The following is a 16831-nucleotide window of genomic DNA, read 5'->3' on the forward strand; positions in this document are numbered from 1 at the left end:
TAAATGTATATCCTCATTCATTATAAACGAAATAACCTTTGAAAACTTAAAAACTTATACGAAGTTTATATAAATATGTTTAAGTTTGGAAAAAAATAAAAAAAGTTAAAGAAATGTGACCCTTTTCCCCACCCCACCCCCTCTTTATATATGTAACGTCTAAATCTGCAGATCCTTACAGTTGAGTGATTAGAGGATTGTTCAAGGGGATTGGATTTGAGTATATAGATGGATGGGAATTCAAATGGGAAGGAGAAAGATTATGAAGAAGAATTTTAAGCGATGGCTGGCCCTTCTATTAGCGGTTGCAATGGTAGCAACAAGTGCTGTGTATTCATCAGGGACAGCTCTGAAAGCTACCGGTGATCCGGAGAGCGTAGAGCAGAATGACCAGCAGGGCGAACCTCAGACAGTGGATGAGGGAATGGGCGGCGCAGATGCGGAGGCACCCGACTCGGATACTGGGGAAAATGGGTCAAAGCAGGTGATCGAACTGGAAAAACCAGAGGGAGATCAGGATGCGGCGGGTCAGGAAGGACAGGATACTGCGAATTCTGAGGCACAAGATGCTAAGAATGAAGTATCTGGTACAGAGCAGAAGAACGATTCTGAACCAGCCGGAGATACACAGGAAGAACCTGCAGAGCGGAAATTTGCGGTTGTGTTCAACAGACCTGAAGTTGAGGGCGGTTCTCTGACAGCCTGGGCAGACGGAAGCGAAAAGAAGGATGTTACATACGATGGCGGAGGGAAATATACAGAGGAAGTTACAGAGGGCACTCTGTTAAAATTCCAGATCACTGTCAATGATAAATATACTCTTGAGAGAGTTACCGATCAGAATGGTACAGAGATCGCCGCTGCTTCTTCAGAGGGAAATGTTTATACCTATCAGATAACTGTTTCTGATAACATGGAAGTTAATGCATTATATAAGGAAGTTTCTCAGAAAGCGGATGAGAAAAAAGAGGAACAGAAAGATGAGAAGATAGACGGAGAAAGTCCGAAGATATCTTACTATAGTTCAAATGATATAAGTCCTTTTAGCATAACCGGAGAAGAATCCATGTATGTTGGAGAGTCACAGTGGCTGGAAGGGGAAGGTCAATTTGGCCGGAGCCATAAGTGGACGGCTGAGGGGAACGGTAAAGTTACTATTGAGCCAGATGGGTATACTGCTGAAATTACAGCTGATAAAGCCGGAACCGTAATAATAACCCACACATACAAATTTGGAGGCACTAAAACAGAGACGTTCAATCTTACAATTCTTGATAAGATTCCTTTGAAAGGAATTGAGATTGTCGGAGCAGACAGCGCAAGAGTTGGTGAGACTCTGAAATTAAGTACAGCACCAATTCCATCAGATACAACAGACGAGACCTCTGCTACATGGTCATCAAGCAATAAAAAAATAGCGACTGTTGATGAAAACGGTGTTATTAAGGGTATAGCGGAAGGTAAGGCAATTATTACTGCAACATCAACGGTTAACAAAGAGATCAAGGCAACAAAAACAATCAATGTAATAAGAGTTCCGATGACAGGGATTCAGATTCACGGTGACAGTACAGTTAATGCCGGGGACGAACTTCAGTTAACGGCAGACATCTTACCAGAAAATACAACGGACAGTAAAACAATATCCTGGACATCTGATAATGAAGATGTTGCTTCTGTAAGCAGCAAAGGTCTGGTTACAGCCAACCGGGGCGGCACTGTTAAAATAACAGCTTTATGCGGAGAATTTAATGATGAAATAGAAATATTGGTTACACAGGAAGTTTCTGAAGTTAAAGTTGATATTGAAGATAACAAGGTGATTGTTGGAGCAGCTACCAATGCATCGGCAAAAGTTAAGCCTGCTGATGCCACGGATAAAACAGTGACCTGGAGTTCCGACAATGAAGACGTAGCCGTTGTGGATGAAGAAGGACACATCACAGCAGTCAGCGAAGGAACAGCAAATATTATTGCTACGGCATCTAATGATATTACAGGATCTGCACAGATAACGGTGGAACAGCCATCCGTCAGCGTTACTGCAGATTTTCTGAATCCTGTAATTGGAGATAAGATTCAGGCAAAAGCAGAAGTGAATCCGGAGTGGCTGCCTGATAACATGAAGCAGATAAAATGGTCTTCCAGTGACAAAGCGATAGCTGATGTGAACGAAGAAGGCGTAATTACTGCCAAAGCTGCAGGCAAGGCGGATATCACAGCTTCATTAAAAGCAAATCCTGAGATCAGCGCATCTGTGGAAATTACAGTACATGATCCGGCAATGATCTCTTCACACAGCCTGTCTGTGGAGTATGTATACCAAAGCGGAGGAAGAGTTCAGGCTACATTCCGTGCACAGTATGTTACCGGAGAGAAGTATGAAGTTGAAATTCCGGAGAAACAGGGCTATACAACTTACTTACAAGAGGCAGACGGATCATTAGGCCAGGAAGTGTCAGGGACTCTGACTGACAACATATATGCAGATCAAAAGCTTATAATTGTCTATGTTCCCGACAGTGTTGAGTATATAGTGACTCACCGGTTTGAACAGACGGATGGAAGTTATAAAGAAGAGGTTGAGAAGAAAACAGGTTTTGTTGGTGATGAAACAGAAGCAGAGGCAAAAGACCTGGAGCAGTATACTCCATCTGAATTTGAGAATGTAGTAATCGGCGCAGACCGCGACATTAACATAACCATTACTTATGTCTTAGCTGAATACACGGTAAGGTTTGATACAGATGGCGGAAGCTATGTAACAACTCAATATCCGAAACATGGTGATACGGTAAATGTCGATGCGTATAAACCAACAAAAGAAGGCTATGATTTCTCAGGCTGGTATAAAGATTCTGGTTTAACTGAGAGGGTTACCGGAACACAGACGATTAAAAGTGACCGCACTTTTTATGCGAAGTGGTCTGCTGAAGATGTAAACTATACAATTGTATATTGGCTTGAAAATGCGGATGACAATAATTACAGTTACAGCAAATCAAAGAACGGAACAGCCAAAGCAGGAACTGAACTGACTGTAACGGCAAGCCAGGCAGGATCCATTAATTATTTTACGTTCAAGAATTCTGAGAAGAAAACTGTAGCGGCAGATGGATCAACAATTATTAATGTTTATTATAGTAGAAATACGTATACATTTACATTCTATGATAATAGCAAGCTGGTACACACAGAAACTAAAAAGTACAATGCCGATATTTCAAAAATGCTTCCATTTGATTCGAAATATTCAGGCAGGGCATGGAAAGCAACATCCTATTACTCATATGCACTTCAGACACTGGATCGGATGCCGGCACAGAATATTAAATTTAATCTGTATCAAAAATCATCCAGTACTTTAAAAACCATATATTATTATGGCCAGAATGTAGATGGAAATGGATATTCGCTTATCAAATCAGTCGGTACCTATTTTAACTATATTACTTATGAAGAAGAGTATCATCCAATAGAAGGATATGTTAGAAGGGACACCGGATGGAAAACCAAAGATTTTGTAAATAATAAAGTTGATTTATACTATAACAGAGCATCCTATGACCTTTCTTTCTATAACTATAATAGTATAGAGAAAACAGAATCTGTAAAATATGAAAAATCTCTGAGTTCATATGAGCATGAACCTGCCAGGCCGAATAACTTACCTGAATACTATACATTCCAGGGCTGGTATACTTCGGAAGAATGTGCTGATGGAACAGAGGTTGACTGGAACAGAACGATGCCGGCCAATGATTTGGTTGTATATGCAAAATGGGCATCAGGAGAGTACACCGTAGAATTCGATACACAAGGCGGCAATTCCATTAACTCTCAAACGGTAGCAGCGGGCAGCACGGCAATGCAGCCATCCGATCCCGAGCGTGAAGGATACAAGTTTGAGGGATGGTATACATCCAAAGATTACAGCGAACGCTATGACTTTGGTAAACCGGTCGTAGAGAATACAACTGTATATGCTAAATGGAAGCAAATCACGAACACTACGTATACAATCAAGTATATAGACGATCGTGACGGCAGTGAAGTTTTTGCACCGGTGGTAAAAACCGGAAAGGTTGGAAATACCGTTTATGTATATCCAAAAGCACACGATGAGTTAGTTCCAACACCGTCCAGCGTATCCCTGGAATTATCCTGGGACAGCAAAAAGAATGTGATTGAGTTCCGTTATTCAATACCGGGAGACGTATATTATAAAGTTCAATATCTGGAAGAAGGAACGGAAACTTCTTTATTACCAGACAAAGTTGAACATATAGGCGGCAACCGGGTAGTGGAAACCGCACCGGCAATAGAGGGATATGAAGTTGATTCTGTAAGGAAGGTTTTAAACCTTGCCAATGAGACAACAGAAGAAGACATCAAAGAGAATGTGATAACATTCTACTATACGGCGATTAAGAATCCGATCATCTCAAGTGCAGTGAACGGTACGATTGAACCTTCAGGCACAAAAGAAGTGAAGTGGGGCGAAAGCCAGACGTATACCTATGATGCAAATCCTGGATTCGTATTAAAGAGCGTGACGGTAGACGGCAAGGATGTCACAGCCAGCAACCCGAGCAGTTATACATTCAGCAATGTAACTGCACCGCACAGTATTAAGGTCGTTTATGAAGTGGATTTCGATGGGTTCTCAGTGAGCGGAGTAGAGAAAGAATATGATGGGAATTCTTATCATATCAATTTTACTGGCAACACATATCCATCAGATCAGATAGAATACTGGTATAACGGAATGCTTCAGATGGGCAATCCGGAGTTCAGCGATGCAGGAGAATATCCTGTAACTGTAAAGGTAAAAAGAGGTAATGACGTATGGCAGGAGACAGCCACAGTAAAGATTAATGCCAGAAAGGCAACTATAACGGCAGACAGCAAAGAGAAGTTTTTTGGCGAAACAGATCCCGAATTTACTGGTAATGTTGAAAACCTTGTAGATGAAAATGATCTGGGCACTGTAACGTATGTGAGAAGCAATAAAGACGAGGCTGTTGGAGTATACAAAGAAGTGTTGGATGCAAAATACACTCCAAATAGTAATTACGAAGTCACCGTGACCCGTGGGGATTTTGAAATTAAAACAGCCAAAGTCGAAGGTGCCAGTCTGGCAGCGGCGGGCGGCAGCTGGCCGTATGACGGAGAAGCCCATGGGGCAGCAGCTGCTGTTCAGGGAGCAGAAGGGTACACGATCTATTATTCAGTTGAAGGCGGAGAGTGGACTGATCAAGTACCAACCGTAACAAATGTAGCGGATGGTAAGAAGACAGTCAGCGTGAAAGCAACCAGAGAAGGGTATGAAGACCTGACAGCTGATGACGTTACTATAGAAATAACAGCAAAACCTGTAACTATTAAAGTTAATAATGCAGACAAATTCTTCGATAGCAGTGATCCTGAGTTTACAGGTACAGTAGGTGAACTGGTAGCAGCTGATGATCTTGGCGAAGTAAGCTATAAGAGAACCAATGCTGACGAGGAAGTCGGCGTATATACTGGCGTATTGACAGCGGAGTATACAGAAAACAGTAATTATGAGGTTCACGTAATACCAGGAAACTTCGAAATAAAGACAGCAAGTATACCGGGAGCCGCATTGAATGCAAACGGCGGAGAATGGGTATACGATGGCTATGGTCATGCAGCAGAAGCGAAAGTTACCCAGGCAGAAGGATATCAGATCTTATACCGTACTGAAGGCGGTGCATGGTCTGCAGATGCCCCAAGTGTGACAGATGTTTCTGAAGGCACAAAGACAGTAAGTGTGAAAGCGGTCAGAAAAGGATATGAGGATCTGACTACGAATGATGTAACGATCAGGATTAAACCAAAAGCAGCCACAATTACAGTGAAAGATTCATGGAAATATTTCGATGCCGCTGACCCGGCATTTGAAGGAAATGTATCCGGACTGATTGCACAGAATGATCTGGGCGAAATAAGCTACAGCAGGTCCAATACTGATGAAGAAGTGGGAATATACGAAGAGGTTCTGACAGCAGATTATGATCAGAACAGTAATTACACTGTAAGCATCATTAAGGGTGACTTTGAAATTAAAACTGCAAGTATTGCCGGGGCTGAGTTAAAAGCATACGGCGGAAGCTGGGAATATGACGGCAAAGCACATGCGGCCAGTGCAGTGGTAAATGGAGCTGACGGCTACCAGATTTATTATAAGACCGACAACGGACAATGGTCCGAAGAAGCGCCGAGTGTTACAAATGTATCGGAAGGCACGAAAACAGTCAGTGTGAAAGCAACCAGAAAAGGATATACTGATCTGACAGCAGAAAATGTGACCATCCAGATAACAGCGAAACCGGTGGACATTATTGTGAATAATTCATGGAAATTCTTTGATGATAATGACCCTGAATTTACAGGAACTGTTAAAGGGCTTATAGCAGATGGCGATTTGGGAACAGTTACTTACAGAAGGTCGAATGCAGATGAGAAAGTAGGGGTATATCCGGGAGTTATAGTAGCTGACTATGAGAATAACAGCAACTATACAGTAAACATGAAGGCCGGAGACTTTGAAATTAAAACTGCAAGTATTGCAGATGCAAGGCTGGAAGCAAGTGGCGGAAGCTGGGAGTATGACGGAAAAGCACATGCGGCAGAGGCGAAAGTCAAAGGTGCAGAAGGATACACGGTATACTATAAAGTTGGAGACGGCGAATGGACAACAGAAGCACCGGATGTTACTAATGTCTCTGAAGGCACCAGGACGGTCAGTGTAAAGGCGACCAGAGAAGGCTACCAGGATCTGACGGCTGCTGATGTGACGATCCAGATAACAGCAAAGGATATTACAATTACCGTTGACAATTCATCAAAATACTTCGATGAAAAGGATCCTGTTTTTACAGGAAAAGTAGATGGCCTGATTGCAAAGGATGATCTTGGAGAAGTAAGCTACATCAGAACCAATACCGACGAAGCCGTTGGTATCTATGCAGATGTCCTGAACGTTGAATATCAGGCAAACAGCAACTATAAAGTAACAGTAGAGCCGGGAGACTTTGAGATTAAGACAGCCAAAACTGAGGGTGCATATGTAGAAGCGGCCGGTGGCAGCTGGACATACGATGGAAAAGCACATAAGGCAAGCGCAGCAGTGAAAGGTGCTGAAGGTTATACTGTTTACTATAAGGTTGGCCAGGGAGAATGGACTGAAAGTATTCCGAGTGTAACGAATGTATCCGAGGGGATAAAGACAGTCAGTGTAAAGGCAACAAGGACCGGATATGAAGATTTAAGAGCTGAGGATGTTACCATTGCCATTCAGCCGAAACCAGTAACAATTACCGTTGAAAACAGCTGGAAGTACTTTGACGCAGAAGACCCGGCATTTAGTGGAACGGCTGAGGATCTGGTGAAGGCAGGAGATCTGGGAGAGATCAGCTTCAGAAGAACGAATACAGATGAAGCAGTGGGAATCTATGCAGATGTCCTGACAGCTGATTATGAAGCAAACAGTAATTACAAAGTGACAATTGACAAAGGCGACTTTGAAATAAAAACGGCCAGCATTGAGGGCGCAAAACTGGAAGCAGCCGGCGGAAGCTGGATATACGACGGGAAAGCCCATAGCGCAAAGGCAGAGATCAAAGGAGCAGAAGACTATACTATTTATTACAAGACCGGAGATGGAGAATGGTCCACAACTGCACCGAGCGTGACTGATGTGGCAGATGGTACAGTGACGGTAAGTGTGAAAGCTACCAGACCTGGATACACCGATTTGACAGCAGCCGATGTTACGATTCAGATTACTGCAAAAGATGTACAGATCAAAGTAGACAGCAGTTGGAAATACTTTGATGAAAGTGATCCTGAGTTTGACGGAAAAGTAACCGGACTGATTGCAGAGAACGATCTGGGTACAGTTTCATATCGCAGAACAAATGCAGATGAGGCGGTAGGAAAGTATCCGGGAGTATTGACAGCCGGCTATATGCCGAACAGTAATTATAAAGTTACAGTCATTGCAGGAAATTTCGAAATTAAGACGGCAAGCATTGAAAATGCCAAACTGGAAGCAAAAGGCGGAAGCTGGGTATACGACGGCAAGTCTCATTCTGCCGGGGCGGAAGTGCTTGGGGCAGACGGCTATACAATTTACTATAAGGTTGGCGACGGAGAATGGACCGATAAGATTCCGAGCGTAACTGATGTAGCAGAAGGTGTGAAAACCGTAAGCGTAAAAGCGACCAGAACCGGATATGAAGATCTGACAGCGGAGAATGTAACGATTCAGATTACAGCAAAACCGGTTATCATTACTGTAGATAGCAGTTGGAAATATTTTGACGCAGCTGATCCGAAGTTTACCGGAACCGTTGGTGAGCTGGCTGCAGCAGAAGATCTCGGCGATGTAAAATATGTAAGAACGAATGCTGATGAAGCAGTAGGAATTTATACAGATGTTCTGACAGCTGAGTATGAGGAAAACAGTAATTATGCTGTAACAGTCGAAAAGGGAGACTTTGAGATCAAAACAGCATCTGTCGCAGAAGCAAGCCTGACCGCTGAAGGCGGAAGCTGGGTGTATGATGGCAAAGCTCATGAAGCGAAAGCGGAAGTCAGCGGTGCAGAGGGATATACCATATACTATAAGATCGGAGACGGAGAGTGGACGACAGAAGCACCAAGTGTAACGAATGTGGCAGAGGGTGTGAAGACTGTAAGCGTAAAAGCGACCAGAACCGGATATGAAGATCTGACGGTAAGTGATATTACTCTTCAAATCACAGAGAAACCGGTGACCATCACGGTGGATAACAGCTGGAAATACTTTGACGCAGCTGATCCGGCATTTACAGGAACGATCGGTGAACTGGCGGCAGAAGGCGATCTTGGAGAAGTAAGTTACAAGAGGACGAACGCCGAAGAAGCTGTAGGAACATATCAGGATGTACTGACAGCAGATTACAAAGAGAACAGCAATTACAAAGTAACCATTGAAACCGGAGACTTTGAGATTAAAACAGCAAGCATTGAGGGCGCTCATCTGGAGGCGGCCGGCGGAAGCTGGGTATATGACGGCGAAGCTCATGAAGTAAAAGCAGAAGTATCAGGAGCTGAAGGCTACACTGTTTACTACAAAACAGGAGATTCAGACTGGACCACAGAAGCACCGTACGTAACAAATGTGGCAGAAGGCAGAAAGACAGTAAGCGTGAAAGCGGTTAAGACTGGATACGAGGATCTGACAGCCGGCGATGTTACGATTGAGATTAAGGCTAAGCCAGTGGAGATTACAGTGGACAGCAGCTGGAAATATTTTGACGCAGCTGATCCGGCATTTAGCGGAACTGTAGGAGAACTGGTGACGGAAGGCGATCTCGGAGATGTCAGCTACAGAAGAACGAATACAGAAGAAGCCGTAGGCGTGTATGAGGATGTACTGACAGCAGATTATGAAGAGAACAGTAATTATCAGGTAACAGTGGTAACTGGAGACTTTGAGATCAAGACAGCATCTATTGCAGACGCAAGTCTGAGCGCAGAAGGCGGAAGCTGGGTATACGACGGCAAGGCTCATGCAGCGAAGGCAGAAGTAGCAGGGGCAGAAGGCTATACTGTGTACTATAAGGCAGATGGTGGAGAATGGACCACAGAAGCACCGAGCGTGACAGACGTAGCAGAGGGGATCAGGACGGTCAGTGTAAAAGCGACCAGAACCGGATATGAAGATCTGACTGCAGAGAAGGTGAACATTCAAATAACACCAAAGGCAGCAAGCATTATTGTAGATGATGCATGGAAATACTTCGATGCCAATGATCCGGTATTTAACGGAACTGTGAATGATCTTGTAAAAGCGGATGATCTGGGTACCGTGACCTACCAGAGGACGAATGCTGATGAAGCAGTGGGACTTTATAATGGAGTAATAACAGCCGCTTATAAAGCAAACAGCAATTACCAGGTAAGTGTAATCCCGGGCGATTTTGAGATTAAGACGGCTGCAATTCCTGGAGCAGGCCTGACGGCAGCCGGCGGAAGCTGGGAATACGATGGAAAGGCTCATGCGGCAGAAGCGACAGTCCAGGGAGCAGAAGACTACACAGTATATTACAAAGTAGGCGACGGAGAGTGGACGACAGCAGCGCCGAGCGTTACAGATGTGGCGGAAGGTGTTAAGACAGTCAGTGTGAAAGCGACCAGAACCGGATATGAAGATCTGATTGCAGAGGATGTAACTATACAGATTACTGCAAAGCCGGTTAAGATTACTGTTGATAACAGCTGGAAATATTTTGATGCGGCAGATCCGGCATTTACCGGAACTGTAGGTGAGCTGGCAGCAGCGGGAGACCTTGGTCAGGTAAGCTACGTAAGAACAAATACGGACGAAGCAGTAGGAACCTATACAGATGTCCTGACAGCCCAGTACAAAGAAAACAGTAATTATGCTGTAACGGTGGAAAAGGGAGACTTCGAGATCAAAACTGCATCTATTGCAGAGGCAAGTCTTACAGCACAAGGCGGAAGCTGGGTATATGACGGCAAAGCTCATGAGGCAGATGCAGTAGTCAGCGGCGCGGAAGGCTATACCATATACTATAAGACTGGTGACGGAGACTGGACTACAGAAGCTCCAGGCGTAACAAATGTAGCAGAGGGCGTGAAGACAGTCAGCGTAAAAGCGACCAGAACCGGATATGCGGATCTGACAGCGGCCGATGTTACCCTTGAAATTACAGCAAAACCTGTAACTATTACAGTAGATAGCAGCTGGAAATATTTTGATGAGGCTGACCCGGCATTTACCGGAACAATCGGGAAACTGGCCGCAGAGGGAGATCTCGGAGAAGTAAGCTACAGAAGAACTAACACAGAAGAAGCTGTAGGAACATATGAAGATGTGCTGACAGCGGATTATGAAGAGAACAGTAACTATAATGTAACAATTAAACCAGGCGATTTTGAAATCAAGACAGCAAGTATTGAAGGCGCTTACCTGGAAGCAGCCGGCGGAAGCTGGGTATACGACGGCAAGGCTCATGCAGTAAAAACAGAAGTAACAGGAGCAGAAGGCTATACAGTATACTACAAAACCGGTGATTCAGACTGGACGACAGAAGCACCAAGCGTAACAGATGTGGCGGAAGGCAGAAAGTCAGTCAGTGTAAAAGCAGTAAAGACAGGATATGAAGATCTAACTGCAAGAGATGTCACGATTGAGATTACGGCAAAGCCGGTAGAGATTACGGTAGATAACAGCTGGAAGTATTTTGACGCAGCTGATCCGGTATTTACCGGAACTGTAGGAGAGCTGGTAACGGCAGGCGATCTTGGAGATGTAAGTTACAGAAGGAACAATACCGATGAAGCTGTAGGAACTTATGAGGATGTACTGACAGCCGTATATGATGACAACAGCAATTATCAGGTAACAGTGGTAACCGGAGACTTTGAGATTAAGACGGCCAGCATACCGAGTGCAAATCTGAGTGCAGAAGGCGGAAGCTGGGAATATGATGGCAAGGCGCATGCAGTAAAAGCAGAGATTGCAGGAGCAGAAGGCTATACAGTATATTATAAGCTGGGTGATGGAGACTGGACAACAGAAGCGCCGAGCGTAACAGATGTATCAGATGGCGTGAAGACAGTTGAAGTGAAAGCGACCAGAACCGGATATGAAGACTTAACGGCTAAAGCTGTGACAATTGAGATTACTGCAAAACCAGTCACTATTACGGTAGATAACAAGTGGAAATATTTTGATGCAGCAGATCCTGCATTTACAGGAACTGTAGGAGAGCTGGTATCAGCAGAAGATCTTGGAGAAGTAAGCTACAGAAGAACGAATACGGAAGAAGCTGTAGGCGTTTATGCAGATGTATTAACGGCGGATTATCAAGAAAACAGCAACTATCAGGTAACAGTAGAGACTGGAGACTTTGAGATTAAGACAGCCAGCATTTCCGGGGCAGTCCTCACGGCAAAAGGTGGAAGCTGGGTATATGATGGTGCAGCACACGCTGTTGAGACTCTGGTTCAGGGAGCGGAAGGCTACACCGTATATTACAAAACAGGCGATGCAGACTGGACCACCAAAGCTCCGAGTGTAACAAACGTAGCAGACGGGGTGAAGACGGTCAGTGTCAAGGCGGTCAGAACCGGTTATGAAGACCTGACAGCTAAGGATGTTACCATTCAGATTACAGCAAAACCAGTCAGCATTATAGTTGATAACAATTGGAAATATTTTGATGCAGCAGATCCTGAATTTACAGGGACTGTAGGGGAACTGGTAGCTCAGGAGGATCTTGGGACTGTAAGTTACAGGAGAACAAATACGGATGAGTCTGTAGGAACATATCAGGATGTACTGACAGCAGACTTTACAGAGAACAGTAACTATCAGGTAACAGTTGAGCCGGGCGATTTTGAAATTAAGACTGCCAGCGTTGAAGGAGCTTATCTGGATGCGCAGGGCGGAAGCTGGACTTACAATGGGGATGCTCATTATGCAAATGCTGAAGTTCAAGGTGCACAAGGATATACAGTATACTACAAGACAGGCGATGGAGACTGGACCACAACAGCACCAAGTGTAAAAGATGTTGCAGAAGGCAAGAAGACAGTTAGTGTAAAGGCAGTTAAGACGGGTTACAAAGACCTGACGGCAGAAGATGTAACAATTCAGATTACAGCAAAACCGGTCACTATTACTGTAGATAACAGCTGGAAATACTTTGATGCAGCAGACCCTGTATTTGACGGAACTGTAGATGGACTGATAGCAGAAGAGGATCTTGGCGAAGTAGTTTACAGCAGAACAAATACTGAAGAAGCTGTAGGCGTATATCCAGGCGTATTAACAGCAGGTTATGCGGAAAATGAAAACTACACAGTAACAGTTGTTCCAGGAAGTTTTGAGATTAAAACAGCAAGCATTGAGAATGCAAAATTGGAAGCAGCCGGCGGCAGCTGGGTATACGATGGAAAGTCTCATGCAGCAAGAGCAGAAGTATCAGGAGCTGAAGGTTACACAATATACTACAAGACTGCAGGGGATGACTGGACAACAGAGGCCCCAAGTGTAACAAACGTATCCGAGGGAACCGTAACTGTAAGTGTTATGGCTGTAAGAGAAGGATATGCAGATCTGACCGCAGAAGATGTTACGATCCAGGTAACACAGAGGCCAATTACTATTACAGCAGCGAGCGCTGAAAAAACCTATGATGGAACCGCATTAGTGAGAGCGGTAAGCACAGTGGGACTGGGTGAATTATTACCATTACACAGCGTTACAGCAACAGTAGAAGGAAGCCAGACATTTGTCGGATCAAGCAGGAATGTGGTTACGGATGCAAAGATTACGACACTGCTTGGCGGCGATGATGTAACAGGAAATTATAAGATTGCCTATGTAGATGGTACTTTAACCGTTACTGATAAGGATGTCGATGTTGATGATGTGGTAACCAAGACACATGATAATGACAAGACTTACAAGTATGGCGATACTATAACATTCGATATCTCAGTGAAGAACATTTACGATGAGTATAAGACAATTACCATCACGGAACAGGAAGGCGTCACCATCACCGGCAGCGATGTATTTGAAAATGTAGCACCTGGTGAGGTAGTGACAACTACAGCGGCTTACACAGTAACAGAAGAAGATATCCTGAAGGGAAGCTTCACGAACACCGTTACAGCGAAGTTCTCAGATGAAAAGAAAGAATATGAGAAGGACGACACGGTTGACAAATTTGAAGATCCAACCGGACATCTGACAGTAACCAAAGAAACAACAAGCAGACCGGTAAACGGCGAGACATATGCTCTTGGCGAAACAATCATTTACAAGGTTGTGGCAGTCAATGACGGAAATCTGACACTGAACAATGTAGTAGTAACAGATGAGCTGACAGGTGATGAATGGACAGTGGGAACACTGAAGCCAGGACAGAGCAGTGAAGCATTCAAAGCTGAACACACAGTAACAGAGGAAGATATCCTGAAGGGCACCGTATTAAATGAAGCAACAGCAACGGGTAAGAGCACAGATCCTGAGAATCCGGATCCGGAAATCGTACCTGGAAATACGGAAGATCCGACAGTGGATCCGAACGGACATCTGACCGTAGCGAAAGAAACAACAAGTTCACCGGCAAACGGAAAAGCTTACGCTCTTGGAGAGACCATCTCTTATCAGATCGTAGCGACCAATGATGGAAACCTGACGCTGAAGAATGTAGTGGTAATAGATGAACTGACCGGAGACAGCTGGAAGATTGATACACTGAAACCGGGAGAGAGCAGCGATGTATTTACAGCAAGCCATAAGGTAACACAGAAAGATATTCTGAAAGGCTCCGTACTAAATGAAGCAACTGCAGCAGGCGAAAGCCCTGATCCTGAAAAACCGGACCCGGGAGTAGATCCTGGTGAGACAGAGGATCCGACAGACAATCCGAACGGACATCTGACTGTAACAAAAGAAACAACAAGTACACCAGAAAACGGAGCAGCATATGCTCTTGGAGAAACAATTACTTACAAGATTGTGGCAGCAAATGACGGAAACCTGACACTGAAAAATGTCGTGGTAACAGATGCGCTGACCGGAGACGAGTGGACCATTGAGTCACTGAAACCGGGAGAAAGCAGCGAAGCATTTACCGCAGAATACAAAGTAACAGAGCAGGATATCCTGAACGGAACAGTACTCAACGTAGCGACAGCGAAGGGTGAAAGTCCAGATCCTGAAAAACCGGATCCGGGAGTAGAACCAGGCGAAACAGAAGATCCGACAGTAACACAGCAGCCAAGTCTGTTTGTTGAGAAGACGGCGGCTCCAAGCCAGGACAGCGGATACGGCCTTGGCGATACAGTACCTTACACAATCAAAGTAGTGAATAACGGTAACGTAACAATCAGCGGTATTACAGTAAACGATGATCTGACAGGCGGACAGTGGACAATTGACAGTCTTGAGCCAAACGGTGTGGAAGAATTTACAACAGATTATGTTGTAACAGAAGCTGACATCCTGGCAGGCCAGGTAGTCAATGTAGCAACGGCAGGCGGTACAGCTCCTGACGGAAGTGAAGTAACAAAAGAAGATACGGAGACAATCGGGACAGAGATCTCCAACCCGCATCTGAGCATTTCCAAAGAGACTACAAGTACACCGGCTAACGGCGAAACTTACGCTCTTGGTGAGACCATCACCTATCAGATCGTGGCAACCAATGATGGAAACCTGACACTGACCAATGTAGTTGTAAAAGATGAGCTGACCGGAGATGAGTGGACTATTGAATCACTTGCACCTGGAGCAAGCAGCGAAGCATTTACAGCAGAATACACAGTCACATCAGCGGATATCCAGAAAGGTTCTGTTCTCAACGTGGCAACAGCCGGCGGAGAGACACCGGATCCGGATAAACCGGACCCAGGAGTAGACCCGGGAGAGAAGGAAGACCCGACAGATGATCCGAACCCAAGCGTAGCTGTTGTTAAGGAAGTTACAAGCACACCTGCAAATGGTGAAGCCTACGCCCTTGGCGAGACGATCGGTTACAAAGTAACTGTAACAAACAACGGCAATGTACCGGTTGAGAATATCAAGGTAGACGACAGCCTGGTAAGTATTACAGACAACGTTATCGCAAGCCTTGCACCGGGAGAGAGCCGGGAATTCACATACGAATATACCGTAACAGAGGCTGATATCAGAAACGGGCAGGTAGTCAATACGGCAGCGGCATCCACCGATGATCCGGAAGGACCTAAGGGAAGCGACGAAGTCGTAACACCTACAGAACCGGAAGATGCAGATTATACAGTGAACAAGACCGTAGTGAACCCGCAGGATGAATACAGAGTTGGAGATACAATCCAGTATCAGATCGGGGTAAGCAACACAGGAAATGTAACACTGCACAATGTAGTCGTAAGTGATAACCTTCAGGGAGCAGCCGGCGAGGCAGTATTTACAGAAGTCGGAGACAACACCGTTGAAGGAAACAAAGTAGTCATCAAAGAAATTAAAGTTGGTGAGACAGTCGTACTGAACTGTGAATACCAGATCGTCAGAGAAGACGCAGGGGCTTCCATCAGCAACATCGCAAGTGTAACAACTGATGAAACAGGTGAAACACCGCGTGAAGACGAGACGGAGGAGACACCGGTTGTAAATATCTACAGACTGACAGTTCATTATGTAGATGCAGCCGGCCAGACGGTAGCACCGGATTACACCGGTGAATATGAGGTGGGAGCAGCATTCTCCATCACATCACCGACAGTCACAGGTTACACACCAGATTATAGAACTGTTAACAGCAGTGCGGACGGAATGCCGGCAGCAGATGTAGAAGTAACAGTAACCTACACAGCGAATCCGGTTATAACACCAATTATACCGCCAGTTACTCCGACGAACCCGGCGACGCCAGTTACTCCGGTAACACCGGCAGCAGTAACGCCGACAACACCAACAGCAATCATTCCGCCGGCACAGACACCAGCAGCGGCGATTGACGCTGAATTAACTGAGAACGACGAGGGCGACTATGATTTAACGCCAATCCAGGACGAGAAAACACCATTAGCAAAGCAGAACCTCGATGACCACGTTTGCTGCATCCTTCACTTCTTACTGATGCTGCTCGCACTGATTGTGCTGGCATTCTACACAAGGAGCATGAAGAAACGGCAGGCAAGAATCTTCGAACTGAGAGAAGAGCTGGAGCTTGAAAAGACCAGAAGAGGCTTGGACGAAGAGGAAAAGGACGATGACGCTGAATAATCAAAGCAG

1 protein-coding gene is annotated in these 16831 nt (G+C 45.0%); it reads left to right on the plus strand.

The features are described from left to right. Positions 1-262 precede the first annotated feature (262 nt). Positions 263-16822 (plus strand): MBG domain-containing protein, encoded by a 16560-nt coding sequence (locus HMPREF0240_RS17030; protein WP_035313927.1) that lies wholly within the window; start codon positions 263-265, stop codon positions 16820-16822. Positions 16823-16831 lie beyond the last annotated feature (9 nt).

Origin of the sequence: Clostridium sp. D5, from assembly GCF_000190355.1 — a bacterium.
Lineage (GTDB): Bacteria > Bacillota > Clostridia > Lachnospirales > Lachnospiraceae > Faecalicatena > Faecalicatena fissicatena_A.

Excerpts from the sequence above, each read along its gene's own strand:
- HMPREF0240_RS17030 (WP_035313927.1), top strand. The coding sequence starts at position 263 with ATGAAGAAGAATTTTAAGCGATGGCTGGCCCTTCTATTAGCGGTTGCA.